Source organism: Streptomyces sp. NPDC104381 (assembly GCF_055583745.1).
The window spans coordinates 51,782-68,985 of sequence record NZ_JBVJNK010000010.1; the positions used below are offsets into that span (position 1 = coordinate 51,782).

The 17,204-nt window shown below is 71.5% G+C and carries 18 protein-coding genes and 1 tRNA gene; 12 read left to right on the forward strand and 7 right to left on the reverse strand.

Features of this window, described 5'->3' with window-relative positions; translation table 11 throughout:
- Positions 1 to 7: 7 nt before the first annotated feature.
- From ACZ607_RS30540 to ACZ607_RS30555, 4 genes are read left to right on the forward strand one after another with little or no spacing between them, the layout of a single operon-like run.
- Complete coding sequence (locus ACZ607_RS30540) at positions 8 to 610, forward strand: 4Fe-4S dicluster domain-containing protein (RefSeq protein WP_469740041.1); 603 nt, start codon at positions 8 to 10, stop codon at positions 608 to 610.
- A complete protein-coding gene (locus tag ACZ607_RS30545) occupies positions 607 to 1,302 on the forward strand; it encodes a QcrA and Rieske domain-containing protein (RefSeq protein WP_469740044.1) in 696 nt (231 codons plus the stop codon). The genes ACZ607_RS30540 and ACZ607_RS30545 overlap by 4 nt, the downstream gene beginning before the upstream one ends.
- On the forward strand, positions 1,299 to 1,703 hold the full coding sequence (locus tag ACZ607_RS30550) for a hypothetical protein (protein WP_469740046.1): 405 nt from the start codon (positions 1,299 to 1,301) through the stop codon (positions 1,701 to 1,703). The genes ACZ607_RS30545 and ACZ607_RS30550 overlap by 4 nt, the downstream gene beginning before the upstream one ends.
- Positions 1,704 to 1,724: 21 nt before the next feature.
- The gene (locus ACZ607_RS30555; RefSeq protein WP_469740048.1) at positions 1,725 to 1,949 is read left to right on the forward strand and encodes a hypothetical protein; all 225 of its coding nucleotides are present in this window, start codon (positions 1,725 to 1,727) and stop codon (positions 1,947 to 1,949) included.
- A gap of 71 nt (positions 1,950 to 2,020) precedes the next feature.
- Here ACZ607_RS30555 and ACZ607_RS30560 read toward each other — a convergent pair whose 3' ends face one another.
- The 6 genes from ACZ607_RS30560 to ACZ607_RS30585 form a co-directional block, all read right to left on the reverse strand.
- Entirely contained in the window at positions 2,021 to 2,482 is a 462-nt protein-coding gene (locus ACZ607_RS30560; protein ID WP_469740049.1) for a large conductance mechanosensitive channel protein MscL, read from the reverse strand.
- A gap of 119 nt (positions 2,483 to 2,601) precedes the next feature.
- Positions 2,602 to 3,162, reverse strand: a complete 561-nt coding sequence (locus ACZ607_RS30565) for an RcpC/CpaB family pilus assembly protein (RefSeq protein ID WP_469740051.1) — start codon at positions 3,160 to 3,162, stop codon at positions 2,602 to 2,604.
- Between the two features lie 286 nt (positions 3,163 to 3,448).
- Entirely contained in the window at positions 3,449 to 4,309 is an 861-nt protein-coding gene (locus tag ACZ607_RS30570; RefSeq protein ID WP_469740053.1) for an S-methyl-5'-thioadenosine phosphorylase, read from the reverse strand.
- A 90-nt stretch (positions 4,310 to 4,399) separates the two neighbouring features.
- Positions 4,400 to 4,750, reverse strand: a complete 351-nt coding sequence (locus ACZ607_RS30575; protein ID WP_469740055.1) for an FmdB family zinc ribbon protein — start codon at positions 4,748 to 4,750, stop codon at positions 4,400 to 4,402.
- Between the two features lie 66 nt (positions 4,751 to 4,816).
- Positions 4,817 to 6,097, reverse strand: coding sequence for an MFS transporter (locus ACZ607_RS30580; RefSeq protein WP_469740056.1), 1,281 nt, complete (start codon positions 6,095 to 6,097; stop codon positions 4,817 to 4,819).
- 337 nt (positions 6,098 to 6,434) lie between these two features.
- A complete protein-coding gene (locus ACZ607_RS30585) occupies positions 6,435 to 8,045 on the reverse strand; it encodes a potassium/proton antiporter (RefSeq protein ID WP_469740440.1) in 1,611 nt (536 codons plus the stop codon).
- A 218-nt stretch (positions 8,046 to 8,263) separates the two neighbouring features.
- Between ACZ607_RS30585 and ACZ607_RS30590 the strand changes: the two genes are divergently transcribed.
- Entirely contained in the window at positions 8,264 to 11,008 is a 2,745-nt protein-coding gene (locus ACZ607_RS30590) for a penicillin acylase family protein (RefSeq protein WP_469740058.1), read from the forward strand.
- Here the strand turns inward: ACZ607_RS30590 and ACZ607_RS30595 are convergent.
- Positions 10,995 to 11,582, reverse strand: coding sequence for a 5-formyltetrahydrofolate cyclo-ligase (locus ACZ607_RS30595; RefSeq protein ID WP_469740060.1), 588 nt, complete (start codon positions 11,580 to 11,582; stop codon positions 10,995 to 10,997). The genes ACZ607_RS30590 and ACZ607_RS30595 overlap by 14 nt on opposite strands.
- A gap of 106 nt (positions 11,583 to 11,688) precedes the next feature.
- Here ACZ607_RS30595 and galU point away from each other — a divergent pair, with 106 nt between their 5' ends.
- The 7 genes from galU (at position 11,689) to ACZ607_RS30630 (ending at position 17,135) form a co-directional block, all read left to right on the forward strand.
- Entirely contained in the window at positions 11,689 to 12,591 is a 903-nt protein-coding gene (galU, locus tag ACZ607_RS30600) for a UTP--glucose-1-phosphate uridylyltransferase GalU (RefSeq protein WP_469740062.1), read from the forward strand.
- Positions 12,592 to 12,595: 4 nt separating this feature from the next.
- The gene (gene glp / locus ACZ607_RS30605) at positions 12,596 to 13,903 is read left to right on the forward strand and encodes a molybdotransferase-like divisome protein Glp (protein WP_469740063.1); all 1,308 of its coding nucleotides are present in this window, start codon (positions 12,596 to 12,598) and stop codon (positions 13,901 to 13,903) included.
- 126 nt (positions 13,904 to 14,029) lie between these two features.
- A complete protein-coding gene (moaC, locus tag ACZ607_RS30610; protein ID WP_469740065.1) occupies positions 14,030 to 14,530 on the forward strand; it encodes a cyclic pyranopterin monophosphate synthase MoaC in 501 nt (166 codons plus the stop codon).
- Positions 14,527 to 15,051, forward strand: coding sequence for a MogA/MoaB family molybdenum cofactor biosynthesis protein (locus ACZ607_RS30615; RefSeq protein WP_469740067.1), 525 nt, complete (start codon positions 14,527 to 14,529; stop codon positions 15,049 to 15,051). Before moaC ends, ACZ607_RS30615 begins: the two co-directional genes overlap by 4 nt.
- 17 nt (positions 15,052 to 15,068) lie before the next feature.
- The gene (locus ACZ607_RS30620; protein ID WP_469740069.1) at positions 15,069 to 15,698 is read left to right on the forward strand and encodes a GNAT family N-acetyltransferase; all 630 of its coding nucleotides are present in this window, start codon (positions 15,069 to 15,071) and stop codon (positions 15,696 to 15,698) included.
- Between the two features lie 157 nt (positions 15,699 to 15,855).
- The gene (gene sepX / locus ACZ607_RS30625) at positions 15,856 to 16,974 is read left to right on the forward strand and encodes a divisome protein SepX/GlpR (protein WP_469740071.1); all 1,119 of its coding nucleotides are present in this window, start codon (positions 15,856 to 15,858) and stop codon (positions 16,972 to 16,974) included.
- Between the two features lie 87 nt (positions 16,975 to 17,061).
- Positions 17,062 to 17,135: transfer RNA gene (locus ACZ607_RS30630), tRNA-Ala, on the forward strand.
- Positions 17,136 to 17,204 lie beyond the last annotated feature (69 nt).

Here is a 17,204-nt window from a genome sequence, read left to right on the forward strand (position 1 = left end):
GGTCCCGATGATGGGCAGAACGATGTTCATCGACCCGGGGCGCTGCATCGGCTGTCAGGCCTGTGTCTCCGCCTGCCGGGAATGCGACTCGCACCGAGGCAAGTCGATGATCCACCTCGACTACCCCGACGAGGGCTCGTCCGTCGCCTCCCTTCCCACGGTCTGCATGCACTGCGAGGACCCGGTGGCCCCCTGCGCCGAGGTCTGCCCCGCCGACGCGATCCTGGTCACCGCCGACGGTGTCGTGCAGCAGGCCGACACCACCCGCTGCATCGGCTGTGCCAACTGCGTCAACGCCTGTCCCTTCGGCGTACCGAAGATCGATCTCCAGGCGAAGCTCCAGCTGAAGTGCAACCTCTGCTACGACCGCACCGCCTACGGGCTCGCCCCTATGTGCGCCACCGTCTGCCCCACCGGGGCGCTCTACTACGGCACCGTCGAGGAGCTCCAGGCGGAGCGCCCCGGAGTGCAGGTCGCCGACACCTTCGTCTTCGGCGAGAGCGAGGTCCGCACCGGCGTGGCCATGGTCGTGCCCGCGGAGCGGGTCCAGTGGCCGGTGCCCGGCGGACTTCCCGTCGTCGAGATCAACGGGAAGGACGTCCGCCGATGAGCGTCACCGAACAGCCGCAGCCGGGCCCCGACCACGGTCCCGGGAGCGACCCCCGGGAGGCGCTGCACGACCGGATCGCCGCCGACTCGCTGACCACCCGGCGCGACTACCTACGGATCGTCGCCACCGTGTCCGGCGGCCTCGCCGTGGGCGGCCTGGCCGTCGCGGGCGGCATCCTCCACCGGCACGGCGAGACGGAGGACGGCAAGGCACCGGCCCCGAAGCGGATCGCCGCGCAGCTGCTGCCCGGGGAGTCCCTCGCCTTCCGCTACCCCGGCGACGAGGACCGTGCGGTCGCCGTCCGGATGGACGACGGCACCCTCGCCGGCTACTCCGCCGTCTGCACCCATCTGGCGTGCGGGGTGCTCTGGCGCAAGGACCGCGGTACGGAGGGCGAGCTCTACTGCCCGTGCCACGAGGGAGTCTTCGACGCCCGCACGGGCGAGGTCACGGCCGGCCCGCCGCCCCGCGGGCTGCCCAAGGTGGTGCTGACCGAGCTGGACGACGGCAGTATCTGGGCCGTCGGGACGACCCGCTCGGGGGAGAGCGCCGAGGAGGGACTCTGCCGCCAGCTCGGCGAGGACCGCCCCGACCTCGCCGAACGGATCGGCTGCCCCGGCACCGGAGGCGGCGCGGAGGCGCCACCCGTCCCGGCCGCGTCCGCCGCCGCGTCCACGGTGAGGCCGTCATGACCGAGCCCCTGGACCCGGTCGAGCCGCCCCGCCCGCCCCGGCCGTCCGGGACGGCGTACCCCGACTACCATCCGGGCAGCGAACGGGCCGAGCTGAACCGCCCCCTCCACGAGCGCTACCCCCAGATCCGGCCCACCAGCGGCTATGCCGATCCCCGCGTGCGCCACACCGGCCCGGGCCCCGGGGCGGGCTCGGAGCAGGAACCCGAACGCTCGGCGAAGCTGACGGCCAGGCTGGTGCTGGCGATGAGTGTCGTCATCGGCCAGCTCTGGGCGCTGACGGAGGTCGTCAACGTGTGGATGGAGGGCGACACCGGCACGGCCTGGTGGGGCGCAGGCTTCCTGTGTCTGTCGTTCCTCGTGGTGCTGGGGCTGTGGCTGCTCGACCCCAAGGATCGCTGAGCCGGGCCGTACCCTGGAGGCATGAGTACCGCCCCCGCCCCCGGACCGCGAGAGTCGAAGCCGCCGGAGCCCCGTCAGAAGCCTCCGCAGGAGCCGGGGCCCAAGCCGTCGGCCCTGGTCTTCGACGATCCGCTGGACCGGCAGTCCGCGGACGACACGGACCAGGGATGGGGTGAGCGGGCTCCTGCCGGCAGCGCCTCCGACCTGGCCCGCTTCCTCGACGAGAAGCCGCCCCACCACATCTGACACCGGCACCGGCACCCGCTTCCTGATCCGTGTCGGCGACCGGAAGCGGCCCCCGCCGCACGGGCGGTGCCTCAGCTCCGGCCCCGCTGGGCGACCAGCGCGTCGCGGATCTCCTTCAGCACCTCCAGCTCGCTGACCTCCAGCGTCTCCTGCACGCCCTCCTTCGCGGCCTGCGCGGCGGCGCGCCTGGCGAGGTACTTCGCCATCGGCAGCACCAGCAGGAAGTAGACGACGGCGCCGGTGATCAGGAAGCTGAGGGCGGCGCTGAGCACCGAGCCCCACAGGATCTCGATGCCGTCCATCCTGCCGGTCTCCGGATCCACCGCGCAGGGACCCTGGAGGCAGGACGTGTACTTCTCCAGGTCCTGGGTGCCGAACGCGCCGACCACCGGATTGATGATGCCCTTCACGACCGCGTTCACCACGTTCGTGAACGCGGCACCGATGACCACGGCGACCGCGAGGTCGATCACATTGCCGCGCGTCAGGAAGGCCTTGAAGCCTTCCAGCAGACCGACCTTCTTCTCGCTCACAGGTGAGCCTTCCTCTGCGCGTGCCGTGGGGGGAGCTGACTGCCCCGTCACATAAGGCGGCAGAGGACCACCCTGTCCAATCGGGTACGTCCGACGGGTGAGTTGACGCGATACCTGTTCTATTCGGCACGGGACACCGCCACCGAGAGCAGCCCCGACGCACCGGCACCCGCCAGGGCCGCGGCGGTGTCCCGCTCCACGGCCAGGACCACCAGTGCGCCCTGCCCCATGCCCGCCCCGCCGTCGGTCCCCGGGTACGCGACCGATCCGCCGCCGGCGCCCTGCGGGACCTCTGTCACCCGTACGTCGCGCGCCACCACATCGGCCCGCGACTCCCCGTCGACCGCGGCGATCACATCGACGCGGTCGCCCGGCCGCAGCAGCCCGACCGTCGCCGCGTCGGCGATCCGCACCGGCGCGGACACCAGACGGGGAGCCTGCCGTCCGGGCCCCGGCGGCCCGCCTCCCGGGACGGCCGCAGCCCCTCTCTCACCGCTCAGCCCCGACGCGGCGAGCACGGCGGAGGCCAGCGCGAAGCCCGCGGCCAGCGCCCGGCGCCGCCCGCGCAGCGCTCGCCGCAGCCGTCGCCCACCCCCGCCCCGCACCCGCAGGGGCCCGAAGGGCGGGACTCCGCAGGGGGCGGGAGACGCGGGACGTGTATCGGGCGCGGAGGGGAACATGGCCAACACCACCTGACGTGAGGGGAGTCCGCCGGGGAGCCCCGCCGGACTCCTCCCACGATCCACCGCCGGCGAAGATCCCGCCGGGCCCTGTGGACAGCCAGGACGATGTGGAAAACCCCGTCACCCGCACGGGGCACCAGGCCACCCGCTCGGAGCGCCGGGCCGCCCGCACGGGGCACCAGGCCACCCGCTCGGAGCGCCGGGCCGCCCGCACGGGGCACAAGCCCACCCGCACGGGACACCGCCCCACCCGCTCGGCCCGTAGCGCGCAGAACCCGCCGCGCTACGGCAGTCCGATCCCCGTCTCGATCCCGTCCAGCGCGTGCGCGCAGACGCAGTCACGGCCGTCGTTCGGGGGCAGGGCGGCCACCGCGTCGAAGAGCACCGACCGCAGCCGGTCCACGTTCTCCGCGAACACCTCCAGCACCTCCGCGTGGCTGACGCCCTCACCGGCCTCGGCCCCCGCGTCGAGGTCCGTCACCAGCGTCAGCGTCGTGTAGCAGAGGTTCAGTTCACGGGCGAGCACCGCTTCCGGATGGCCCGTCATCCCGACGACCGACCAGCCCATCGCGGCGTGCCAGCGCGACTCCGCGCGGGTCGAGAAGCGCGGGCCCTCGACGACGACCAGGGTCCCGCCGTCCACCGGCTCCCAGTCGCGGCCGCGCGCCGCGGCCAGGGCGGCCTTGCGGCCCTCGGGGCAGTACGGGTCGGCGAAGCCGAGGTGCACCACGTTCGGCCGGCTCCCGTCGGGCAGGGGCTCACCGTCGTAGAACGTCTGCGTGCGCGCCTTGGTGCGGTCGACCATCTGGTCCGGTACGAGCAGGGTGCCCGGGCCGTACTCCGGGCGCAGCCCGCCGACCGCACACGGGCCGAGCACCTGGCGTACGCCCACGGACCGCAGGGCCCAGAGGTTGGCGCGGTAGTTGATCCGGTGCGGCGGGAGATGGTGCCCACGGCCGTGGCGCGGCAGGAACGCCACCCGGCGGCCCCCGAGCTCACCCAGGAAGAGGGCGTCGCTCGGCGCTCCGTACGGGGTGTCCACCTGGATCTCGGTCACGTCCTCCAGGAAGGAGTAGAAGCCCGATCCGCCGATGACACCGATGTCCGCTGTAGCCGCACCCGCAGCCGTCTCCGCATTCGCCATGCGGTCACAGTAACCGGAGGCGCACGGCCAGGACCCCGCCGAGTCGATCAGCGGGGTCCGGTGGAACGTGTGTGGTGCGGGCGCGTGGCCTCAGGCGGCCGACGTACCGCTCGACGACGTGGAAGAAGCCGAGGAGGTGGACGACGACGCTGCCGAAGCGGCCGGCTTCGCGTCCGACGAGGACGACGACGAGTCGGACGTCTTGGCGGACGAGTCCGACGACTTCGAGGACGACGACGTGGCCGGCGAGCTGCTCGACGAGGAGCCACGGCTGTCGTTCCGGTAGAAACCGGATCCCTTGAAGACGATGCCGACGGCCGAGAACACCTTCTTGAGGCGTCCCTCGCAGTTCGGGCACACGGTCAGGGCATCATCGGTGAACTTCTGCACCGCTTCGAGGCCCTCGCCGCATTCGGTGCACTGGTACTGATAGGTCGGCACTTGCTCCTCCTGGCACTCTCACTCAATGAGTGCTAACGACGCTCCATAGTGACCTATTCCGAGCGATCAGTCCACCGTGACCGGCTCGCGGTGACCGATCCCACGTGCGACCGTCCGTCCGGCGGCCCTCGGCGTCAGCCGGGAACGCAGGGTCAGCAGGGTCGCCAGCGCCAGTGCCGTACCGGCCAGTGGGACCAGGAAACCGGTGCTCGCGCCATGGGCGTCCGCGAGCTGTCCGGCCACCGTCACGGCAGCCGCCTGGCCGAGCGCCACGGCACCCGTCAGCCAGGTGAAGGCCTCGGTCCTGGCGGACGCGGGCACCAGCGCCTCGACCAGGGTGTAGCCGCTGATCAGGGCGGGAGCGATGCACAGCCCCACCAGCAGGCCGAGCCCCGCCAGCAGCGGTGCGGAGTGCACGGCCCAGAGCCCGGACGCCGTGAGCGTCAGGGCCACGTAGCCGACGATCAGCCGGCGGCGCGGGCTGCTCTTCCAGGCGATGGCCCCGCAGGCGATCCCGGCCAGCATGTTGCCGGCCGCGAACGTCCCGTACAGCAGTCCGTTCAGGCCGGGCCGGCCGATCTCCTCGGAGAACGCCGTCAGCGAGACCTGCATGCCGCCGAAGACGGCGCCGATGCCCAGGAAGGTGATCGCGAGGACCCGCACCCCCGGTACCGAGAGCGCCGAGCGGTGCGGCTCCGCCTCCGTGGCGGCGCCCCGGGGTGCGGGCTGGGTGGCGCGCTGTGCGGCGAACAGGACGCCGCCCAGCAGCGTCAGCGCCCCCTCGGCGATCAGCCCGGCCGCCGGGTGCACGCCGGTGCACAGCGCCGTCGTGAGCACGGGGCCGACGACGAAGGTGAACTCGTCCGTCACCGACTCGAAGGCGGCGGCCGTGCTCATCAGCGGGGAGGCCGGGCGCCCCGGGGCCGCCCCGAGCCGGGCCGCCCAGCGGGCCCGCACCATCGGCCCGACCTGCGGGATGGAGGCACCGGTGGGAACCGCCGCCAGGAACAGCGCCCACAGGGGCGCGTCCGCCAGGGCGAGTGCCGTGAGGGAGCCGACGGAGGCGGCGTGGACCAGGACGCCGGGCAGCAGCACGGCACGCTGGCCGAACCGGTCGGCGAGCCGGCCGCTCTGCGGCGCGAACAGGGCCATGGAGACGCCGGACACGGCGGCCACCGCGCCCGCGCTGCCGTACGAGCCGGTGGTGTGCTGCACCAGGAGCACGATGCCGATGGTCAGCATCGCGAAGGGCTGCCGGGCTGCGAAGCCCGGGAGAAGGAAGGTCCACGCACCCGGGGTGCGCAGCAACTGCCCGTAACCGGGGCGGTCGGAGACCGTGGACGCCACGGTCCTTGCCTTTCTGCCGCCTGGTGGCCGTGCTCCCCGGGGCCGTTCCGCACCGGGGTGCGGGAAACGTGCGGGAGCTGCCGAGAGCTGTCCTCTTCGCGCGGGACTGCGGTAGATGCCGGGCGCTCGCTCCAGAGGCGAGGGACGCCACGACCGCCATACGGTCGCGCCAGCTCTGCATCAGACAGAGTTGGTCGATCAGGTTGGGTCGATCACGTTCACATCGTGTGGATCCGAAGATCCGGTCCTTCATCTTACAGGTCCTTGCCCCGGCACACCTGCGAATGTGTGCGGAGCGCTCCTCGTCGCCCCGGTCCGGTGAGAGGGCCGTCCCCGCTCAGTGCGGGGTCCGGCTCCCGTCCTTGTCGCGCGTACGGCTCTCGGGGCCCTTGCCCAGCTTCCTGGCCAGCTTCACGAGGTGCGGCATGTCCACCGTGCCGGCGTCCGGCTCGCTCTGTCCGCCGGTCCCCAGCCAGCCGGCCAGCTTGCCGCCCTGGCCGACCGCCCGCAGCCGGGCCTCCGCCGCGTCACGCACGGGATCGGTCGCGACGACCAGCAGTTCGTCCCCCCGGCGCAGCACGGTCGAGGGCGCCGGGACGAAGCTCGTGCCGTCCCGTACGACGAGGGTGACCGCGGCGCCGGCCGGCAGCCGGAGCTCCGCGACCTCGACGCCGTGCATCTTGGACTTGCCGGGGACCGCGACGGACAGCAGATGGCCGCGCAGCCGCTCCAGGGGTGCCGATTCGATGCCGAGGTCGGCGGTCTCCGAGGGGTCGTCGGAGATCTTCAGGGTCTTCGCCAGCCAGGGCAGCGTCGGTCCCTGGATCAGGGTGTAGACGATGACCAGCACGAAGACGATGTTGAAGACCCGGGTGCTGCCCTCGATCCCGGACACCATCGGGATGGTCGCCAGGATGATGGGTACGGCGCCGCGCAGCCCCGCCCAGGACATCAGGGCCTTCTCGCGCCGTGGCAGCCGGAAGGGCGCCAGGCTGATGAAGACCGACAACGGCCGGGCGACGGCGGTCAGGACGAGCCCCACGACCACGGCGGGCCAGAAGTCCACGATCAGGTCGTGCGGGGTGACCAGCAGGCCGAGCAGGACGAACATGCCGATCTGGGCGAGCCAGCCGAGTCCGTCGGCGAAGCCCCGGGTGGCGGGCCAGTGCGGCAGCTTGGAGTTGCCGAGGACCATCGCGGCCAGGTAGACGGCCAGGAACCCGCTTCCGTGCGCCATGGCGCCGGCGGCGTACGCGGACACCGCGATGGCCATCACGGCGATCGGGTAGAGCCCGGAGGCGGGCAGTGCCACATGGCGGATCCCGAAGGCGCCGAGCCAGCCCACCGCGAGGCCGATCGCCGCGCCGATGGCCAGCTCCAGGGCTATCTCGCCGACCAGGACGTACCAGTGCTCCACGGGCCCCACGGCGGAGAACGCCACCACGAGGATGACCACGGGGGCGTCGTTGAAGCCGGACTCGGCCTCCAGGACACCGGTGATCCGGGACGGGAGGGGGACCTTGCGCAGCACGGAGAAGACCGCTGCCGCGTCGGTCGAGGAGACGACGGCGCCGATGATCAGGGCCTGCCGCCAGTCGAGGCCGACGAGGAAGTGCGCCGCGCTCGCGGTGACGCCCACACTGATGCCCACGCCGACCGTCGAGAGCACGGCGGCCGCCGGCAGCGCGGGTTTCACTTCTTTCCACTTCGTGCCCAGACCGCCCTCGGCCAGGATGACGACCAGGGCGGCGTAGCCGATCACCTGGGTCAGCTCGGCGTTGTCGAACTTGACGTCGAAGATGCCGTCCTGCCCCATGGCGATGCCGATGCCGAGGTACAGGAGCAGGCTGGGGAGCCCGCTGCGGGACGAGATGCGTACGGCCGCGACGGCGACCAGCAGGACGAGTGAGCAGACGAGCAGAAGTTCGTTGAGCGCGTGGACAGTCAGGGTCCGTTCCTTCCCTGCGTAGGAGCATCCGGAACGTCCTCCGGCAGCCAGTACTTCGTTACCTTACCTAATCTTTAACGCTTTCTTGACGGCTTCGCGTGTTCGTGCGAACCGGTGCGCAAATGGATGCATCGCCATACCGCGTCCGAGTGGCTTCTGCGGGGCGCCTATGGTTGCTCCTGCACTCCCAGGACCACCCTGCCCCTCGAAGGACAGCGATGCCCGCCAACACAACCGCCCCTTCCGGGTCTTCCGATGCGAAGAAGACCGGCAGGAAGAAGGGGCGACGCGCCCGCCTGTTCGTGATCGTCCTGGTGCTGGCGCTTGTCGCGGGTGTCGGATACGGCGCGTACTGGTCCGTTTCCACGGTCCGGGCCTCGTACCCGCAGACCACCGGTTCGATAGAGCTCAAGGGTCTTTCCGGCGACGTCGACGTCAAACGTGACGACTACGGGATCCCGCAGATCTACGCCGACACCGACAGCGACCTCTTCCGCGCCCAGGGCTTCGTCCAGGCCCAGGACCGCTTCTGGGAGATGGACGTACGCCGTCACATGACGTCGGGCCGGCTCTCCGAGATGTTCGGCTCGGGCCAGGTCGAGACCGACTCCTTCCTGCGCACGCTGGGCTGGCGCCAGGTCGCGCAGAAGGAGTACGACACGGTCCTGGACGAGGACACCAAGAAGAACCTCCGGGCCTACACGGAGGGGGTGAACGCGTATCTGGACGGCAAGGACGGCAAGGACATCTCCGTCGAGTACGCGGCGCTCGGGCTGACCAACGACTACAAGCCCACCGAGTGGGACCCGGTCGACTCGGTGGCCTGGCTGAAGGCGATGGCCTGGGACCTGCGCGGGAACATGCAGGACGAGATCGACCGCTCGCTGATGACGAGCAGGCTCGACGAGAAGCAGATCAAGGATCTCTACCCGGACTACCCGTACGAGAAGAACAAGCCGATCGTCGACCAGGGGGCGGTCTCCCCGGCCACCGGCAAGTTCGACCCGGAGGCCGAGCCGTCGGAGAACACCGGGTCGGGGACCGTCGAGGGCGCGACCGAGGGCCTGAACACCCAGCTCGCCGCGCTCTCCGACACCCTGGACGAGATCCCGGCGCTGCTCGGCCCGAACGGCACCGGCATCGGATCGAACTCCTGGGTCGTCTCCGGGAAGTACACGACGACCGGCAATCCGCTGCTGGCCAACGACCCGCACCTGGCGCCGCAGCTGCCCTCGCTCTGGTACCAGATGGGGCTGCACTGCCGTCAGGTCTCGGAGTCCTGCCAGTACGACGTGGCGGGCTACACGTTCTCGGGGATGCCCGGGGTGATCATCGGCCACAACCAGGACATCGCCTGGGGCTTCACGAACCTCGGCGCCGACGTCACCGACCTCTTCCTGGAGAAGGTCTCGGCCGACGGCTACCAGTACGACGGCAGGACCGAGCCCTTCACCACCCGCAAGGAGACCATCAAGGTCGCGGGCGGCAGGAGCAGGACGATCACCGTCCGCGAGACCAACAACGGCCCGCTGGTCTCCGACCGCAGCGCCGAGCTGGAGAAGGTCGGCAAGAAGGCGCCCGTCACCACCTCCGCGCCCGACCGCGGCGACGGGTACGGGGTCGCCCTGAAGTGGACGGCGCTGAGCCCCGGGAAGTCCATGGACGCGGTCTTCGAGCTCAACCGGGCCAAGGGCTTCACGGCCTTCCGCAAGGCGGCCGCCAACTTCGAGGTGCCGTCGCAGAACATGATCTACGCGGACACCGAGGGCCACATCGGCTACCAGGCGCCCGGCAAGATCCCGGTCCGCAAGCAGGGCGACGGCACGACGCCGAGCCCCGGCTGGAGCGCGAAGTACGGCTGGGAGGACGAGTACGTCCCGTTCGACGAGCTGCCGTACGAGTACGACCCGGACCGCGGCTACATCGTCACCGCCAACCAGGCCGTCATCGACGACAGTTACGAGCACCTGCTCACCAAGGACTGGGGTTACGGCGCCCGCAGCCAGCGGATCAACGACCTGATCCAGGGCAAGATCGACCGGGGCGAGAAGATCTCGACCGACGACATGCAGACGATGCAGATGGACAACCAGAGCCGCATCGCCGTGAAGCTGCTGTCGGAACTGAAGAAGATCAACATCTCCGACAAGGACGTCCGCGAGGCGCAGAAGCTGCTGGAGGGCTGGGACGGCAGCCAGGAGTCCGACTCGGCCGCCGCCGCGTACTTCAACGGGGTCTGGCGCAACATCCTGAAGCTGGCCTTCGGCAACAAGCTGCCCAAGGAGATGCGGGCCGAGGGCGACTGCATCTACGTGAAGCCGGTCGCCGGCAGCGGACCGGTGGACGAGCAGGACAAGTCCGTACGCGAATGCGGTCAGCGCGACCCGGACGCGGCGCAGCCCGACGGCGGCGACCGCTGGTACGAGGTCGTCGAGAACATCCTGGACGACCAGGACAACGAGTGGTGGAAGGCCCCGGCCCAGGGGCGCGAAGAGGCCATCGACAGCCGTGACGAGCTCTTCGCCCGTGCCATGGAGGACGCGCGCTGGGAGCTGACGGCCAAGCTCGGCAAGGACATGTCCACCTGGAGCTGGGGCCGGCTGCACCGGCTGACCCTGCGCAACCAGACGCTCGGCACCGAGGGCCCCGACCTCCTCCAGCGGGCCCTGAACCGGGGTCCCTGGGACCTCGGCGGCGGCGAGGCGGCGGTCAACGCGACCGGCTGGAACGCGGCGGGCGGCTACGAGGTCATCTGGGTCCCGTCGATGCGGATGGTCGTCAACGTGGGCGAGTGGGACAAGTCCCGCTGGATCAACCTCACCGGCGCCTCGGGGCACGCGTTCAGCGCGCACTACACCGACCAGACCGACAAGTGGGCCGAGGGCGAGCTGCTCGACTGGTCCTTCGGTGAGGCCGCCGTGAAGCAGTCCACCGTGGACTCCCTGACGCTCAAGAAGCCCTAGGCAGGCGCCGGACTCCGGCGGGCGTGACCACGGCATCCACGGGGTGGTCGTGCGGTTCCTCAGGGACCAGCGCGACCACCTCGTCGTCGTACAGCAGGACGATCAGAGCGGGGTCCGCCCCGGCCGCCGCGAGCCGGGCCAGCACCCGGTCGTAGCTGCCTCCGCCGCGCCCCAGCCGCGTCCCGCGCCGGTCCACGGCCAGTCCGGGCAGCAGGACCGCGTCCGCCTCCAGGACCGCCTGCGGTCCCAGGGGGGCGCCGTCCGGCTCCAGGAGGCCCCGGCCGGCGGGCACGAGGTGCTCGGCGCCCTCGAACGCCGCCCAGTCCAGGTCGTTGTCCGCCATGAGCACCGGCAGCAGCACGCGTACGCCCCGGGCCCGCAGCGCGTCCAGGAGGACATGGGTCCCCGGTTCGCGCCCCACGGACACATAGGCGGCCACCGTCCCGGCTTCGGCCAGCTCGGGAAGATCCTGGGCGGCCTCGGCGAGAACCGCGGCGGCGTTTCTTACGTCTTCCGAGGTGAGAAGCGCTCGTGCGGCGAGAAGTTCGCGCCGCAGGGTGGCCTTTCGGGACATGTCATGGTTCAACGGGTGCTCGCATGGTTCGCTTATGTGGATGTATGAGGACGAAGTTAACCGGACGCTCATCTTCCGCCCATACGTACCGGTTACAGTTCTGGGCATGACTCAGTCGCACCCCAGGATCAGCAAAGCTGTCATCCCAGCTGCAGGTCTCGGCACCCGGTTCCTGCCGGCCACCAAGGCCACTCCCAAAGAGATGCTGCCTGTCGTCGACAAGCCCGCCATCCAGTATGTGGTCGAGGAAGCGGTCGCCGCCGGCCTCGCCGACGTACTGATGATCACCGGTCGCAACAAGCGTCCCCTGGAGGACCACTTCGACCGGAACTACGAGCTGGAGTCCGCGCTGACCCGCAAGGGGGACGCCGAACGGCTCTCCAAGGTCCAGGAGTCCAGCGATCTGGCCACCATGCACTACGTGCGCCAGGGCGACCCGCGCGGCCTCGGCCACGCCGTCCTGTGCGCCGCGCCGCACGTCGGCGACCAGCCGTTCGCCGTGCTCCTCGGCGACGACCTCATCGACCCGCGCGACCCGCTGCTCGCCAGGATGGTCGAGATCCAGGAGCGCGAGGGCGGCAGCGTCGTGGCGCTGATGGAGGTCGACCCCGCCCAGATCCACATGTACGGCTGCGCGGCCACCGAGGCCACCACCGACGGCGACGTCGTCCGGGTCACCGGGCTCGTGGAGAAGCCCGACCCGGCCGAGGCGCCCAGCAATCTCGCCGTCATCGGCCGTTACGTCCTGGACCCCGCCGTCTTCGGCATACTGCGCCGGACCGAGCCCGGCCGCGGCGGCGAGATCCAGCTCACCGACGCCCTCCAGCTGCTCGCCGAGGACGAGAAGATCGGCGGCCCGGTGCACGGCGTCGTCTTCAAGGGCCGCCGCTACGACACCGGTGACCGGGGTGACTATCTGCGTGCCATTGTCAGACTCGCGTGCGAACGTGAGGACCTGGGCCCGGACTTCCGGACCTGGCTGCGCAGTTACGTCGACGAGGAGTTGTAGCAGCTTGAGCACGATCTGGTCGGTGGACGAGCACCTGGACGACATCCTCGCCGCGGTGAAGCCGCTCGAACCCATCGAGCTGCAACTGCCCGACGCCCAGGGCTGTGTCCTGGTCGAGGACGTCGTCGTGGAGGTGTCCCTGCCGCCCTTCGACAACAGCTCGATGGACGGGTACGCCGTCCGGATCTCCGATGTCGAGGGCGCCAGCGAGGAGTTCCCCGCCGTCCTCACCGTCATCGGCGACGTCGCGGCGGGTGACGGGGGCCTGGCCGACGGCCGCTCCGTCGGCCCCGGCGAGGCCGCCCGCATCATGACGGGCGCCCCGCTGCCCGCCGGCGCCGAGGCGGTCGTGCCCGTCGAGTGGACCGACGGCGGCACCGGCGGCGGTCCTGCGGCGGCCATGCGGGCCCACAGCCACGCCCCGGAGGGCGCGAGCGGCGAGGTCCGGATCCACCGCCCGGTCAAGCCGCGCGCCCATGTCCGGGCCAAGGGCAGCGACGTACAACCCGGTGACCTGGCGCTGCGCGCGGGTTCGGTCGTCGGGCCGCCGCAGATCGGGCTGCTCGCGGCGATCGGCCGCTCGACGGTGCGGGTGCGGCCCCGTCCGCGCGTCGTCGTGCTGTCCACGGGCAGCGAGCTGGCGCAGCCGGGCGAGGAGCTCACCGGCGGCCGGATCTACGACTCCAACAGCTTCGCGCTGACCGCGGCGGCCAGGGACGCGGGCGCCATCGCCTACCGTGTGCCGGCGGTCGCCGACGACGCCGAGACGCTGCGGGCCACGATCGAGGACCAGTTGATCCGCGCCGACATCGTCGTCACCACGGGCGGGGTGAGCGTCGGCGCGTACGACGTCGTCAAGGAGGCCCTGTCCTCCGTGGCCGACGAGGACGAGCCGGGCGGCGGGGTGGACTTCCGCAAGCTCGCCATGCAGCCGGGCAAGCCGCAGGGCTTCGGCTCGATCGGCCCCGACCACACCCCGCTGCTGGCGCTCCCCGGCAACCCGGTCTCCTCGTACGTCTCCTTCGAGCTGTTCGTCCGGCCGGCGATCCTGACGCTGATGGGGCTGCGGGACGTGCACCGCCCGACGGTGCGGGCCACGCTGAGCACCGGTGAGGCGCTCGTCTCGCCGTCCGGCAGGCGCCAGTTCCTGCGCGGGACCTACGACCCCGAGGCGGGCACCGTGACGCCCGTCGGCGGGGCCGGTTCGCATCTGATCGCCGCCCTCGCGCAGGCCGACGCGCTGATCGTGCTGCCCGAGGACGTCACCTCCGCCGAGCCCGGCACGGAGACCGACGTGATCCTCCTCCGCTGACCCGGGCGCGGTGGCGGTACGGTATCTGGCGCTGTGCCTTACCGGGGGAAGCCCCCCCGGACCCCCCGCCCGCGCCCCGGCGCGGGCCGGGCGGGCAACCGGCGCCCTACCGCTAGGCGGAGTGAGTTGAGTACGCAGAACAGGCTGACGCACATCGACGAGGCGGGCGCCGCCCGCATGGTCGACGTGTCGGAGAAGGACGTCACGGCACGTGTCGCCCGCGCGAGCGGCCGGGTCCTCGTATCACCACGGGTCGTCGAACTCCTCAGGGGCGGGGGCGTCCCCAAGGGTGACGCGCTCGCCACCGCGCGCATCGCCGGGATCATGGGGGCCAAGCGCACCCCGGACCTGATCCCGCTCTGCCATCCGCTCGCCGTCTCCGGGGTGAAGGTCGACCTGAGCGTCGCCGACGACGCGGTGGAGATCCTGGCCACCGTGAAGACCACGGACCGCACGGGTGTCGAGATGGAGGCGCTGACCGCCGTGTCGGTGGCCGCGCTCACGGTGATCGACATGGTCAAGGCGGTCGACAAGAGCGCGGTGATCACGGACGTACGGGTCGAGGCGAAGTCGGGCGGCAAGTCCGGCGACTACCGGCGAGCCGTGGCCGAGGGGGCGGACGCGTGACAGCCCCCGGCAGCGCCCCCGCCACCGGCGGATACCGCGCCCTCGTCGTGACCGCCTCCAACCGGGCCTCCGCCGGTGTGTACGCCGACAAGGGCGGGCCCCTCATCTCCGAGGCCCTCGCCGGTCTCGGGTTCGCCGTCGACGGCCCCCAGGTCGTGCCCGACGGAGACCCGGTGGAAGCCGCCCTGCGGGCCGGGACGGCCGCGGGCTACGACGTGATCGTCACGACCGGTGGTACGGGCATCTCGCCCACCGACCTCACCCCCGAGGCCACCCGGCGGGTCCTGGACCGCGAGATCCCGGGCATCGCCGAGTCGATCCGCGCCGAGGGCCGGGACAAGGTCCCCACCGCCGCGCTCTCCCGCGGCCTCGCGGGCATCGCGGACCGCACCCTCATCGTGAACCTGCCCGGCTCGACCGGCGGCGTACGCGACGGGCTCGCGGTCCTCGGCAGGCTTCTGGTGCACGCCGTCGACCAGCTGCGCGGCGGCGATCACCCCCGACCGGGGAGCCCGAGCTGAACGTCCGGACCTGGCCGGTGGTTCTGACCGACGGCGCCGTCACCCTCCGCCCGATAAAGCTGCGCGACCAGAGCATGTGGCGCGAGGTCAACCGGCGTAACCGCGACTGGCTGCGCCCCTGGGAGGCGACCGTCCCGCCGCCCGCCCCCGGCGGCCCGGTGGCCCAGCGCCCCACCTACCGCCAGATGATCCGTCATCTGCGCGCCGAGGCGAACGCGGGCCGGATGCTGCCCTTCGCCATCGAGTACGAGGGCCGTCTCGTCGGGCAGCTGACGGTGGCGGGCATCACCTGGGGCTCGATGTGCTCGGGCCATGTCGGCTACTGGGTCGACCAGGAGGTGGCGGGCCGCGGTGTCATGCCGACCGCGGTGGCGCTCGCCGTCGACCACTGTTTCCGCACGGTCGGACTGCACAGGATCGAGGTGTGCATTCGGCCGGAGAACGCGCCCAGTCGCAGGGTCGTGGAGAAACTCGGATTCCGTGCGGAAGGACTGCGTCCACGCTATCTCCACATCGACGGCGCGTGGCGGGACCACCTGATCTTCGCGCTCACGGCGGAAGAAGTCCCCGACGGGCTGCTGCGGCGTTGGCGCAGGATGCGGCCGGGTGCGTCCGGAACACCGCGCACTCCCGGGGAAATGAAATAAGTGTTCGAATTTGATCGCTCTCTGACGGTAATGAAGCTCACTTTCGGCGACTGTTGACCCGAACAATCGCAAAAAAAGTCCGTCATATCAGCCGGATCGTGCGACACACCGGGCCAATTGGCGGATGCCGCCGTGCAAACCCCTCTACGGTGTGAGCGTGAGCAGCAGCGGCCTCATCTACGCAGTCATCGTCGGTGCATGGGCCGCCTACTTGGTGCCGATGTGGCTCCGCAGGCAGGACGAGCTCAATGAAGCCCGTCCGACGGAACGCTTCAGCACCGCCATCCGGCTGCTGTCCGGACGGGCGGCCATGGAGCGCCGTTACGCCAAGGAGCTGCGGGAGCGGGATGCCGAGGAGGCGCCTGGCGACGTGGACCCGGATGCCGTCACGGACCGAATGGAGTCCGTCGACGTCCGGGCCTTTTCCGCGCCCCCGGACCGGACGGAAGCGCGGTTGCGCGTGCCCGCGCCCGGCCGGCCGGAGCAGGAGCGCCCGCAGGAGCGGGCACCCCGCCCGGCCGCGCGGCGCTCGCGTCCGTCGGGTGCGGAGACCGAGCGTGAGCGCCGTCGGCGCTCGCAGGTCCTGGCGCGCCGCCGGCGTACCACCACGGTCCTCTTCATGGCGTTCACGCTGGGCGCGGTCGTCGCGGCGGTGGGTGGACTCCGCTTCCTCTGGGCGCCGGCCGTTCCGGCCGTGCTGCTGAGCACGTACATCGTGCATCTGCGCGCCCAGGAGCGCCGCCGGTTCGTCTTCACCATGGACCGGCGCCGGGCCGAGGTGGCCGCGCAGCGGCTGCGCGAGAACCGGCCCCGCAGGCACCAGCCCGCGTCCTCGGCTCCCGCCGAGCCCGACGAGGAGCCCGAAGCGGCGGCTCCCGTGCCCACGGTCTCGCCCCAGGAGGCGGGCCGCCGCGCCCTCGTCGAGCAGACGGACCACGCGGAGTGGGTCGACCAGCAGCGCGAGCGCGGGCCGGCCCAGGGCGACAGCTGGGAGCCGGTCCCGGTTCCGCTGCCGACCTACGTCACCGCGCCGGTCGCCCCGCGCGCCACGGGCGGGGTGGAGGTCGGCGACCCGGAGACCTGGAGCGCGGCCCGCTCCAGCCCGGCGGAGCCCACCCGGACGGGCAGCCGCGACGTCCAGGACGCGGCCGAACCCGACGCCGAACCGGCCCCGCGCCGCCGTGGCAACGCACCCAAGCGCACCCGCGACCGCGGCCGGACCCCCCTCTTCGACCAGTACGACGACGAGGACAGGCCGCGCGCGGCCAACGAGTGAGACCGAAGGGGAACCCGACTCGGTGACCTGCCGGGATACGGATTTCCGAGCACCCCGCTGAGGGTGCTAGAGTTTCACTCGTTGCAAGGGCCTGTGGCGCAGTCTGGTAGCGCACCTCGTTCGCATCGAGGGGGTCTGGGGTTCAAATCCCCACAGGTCCACCGCACACACGAAGGTCCCGTCCGATCGGAAGATCGGGCGGGACCTTCGTCGTTGTCACGCCTGACGTC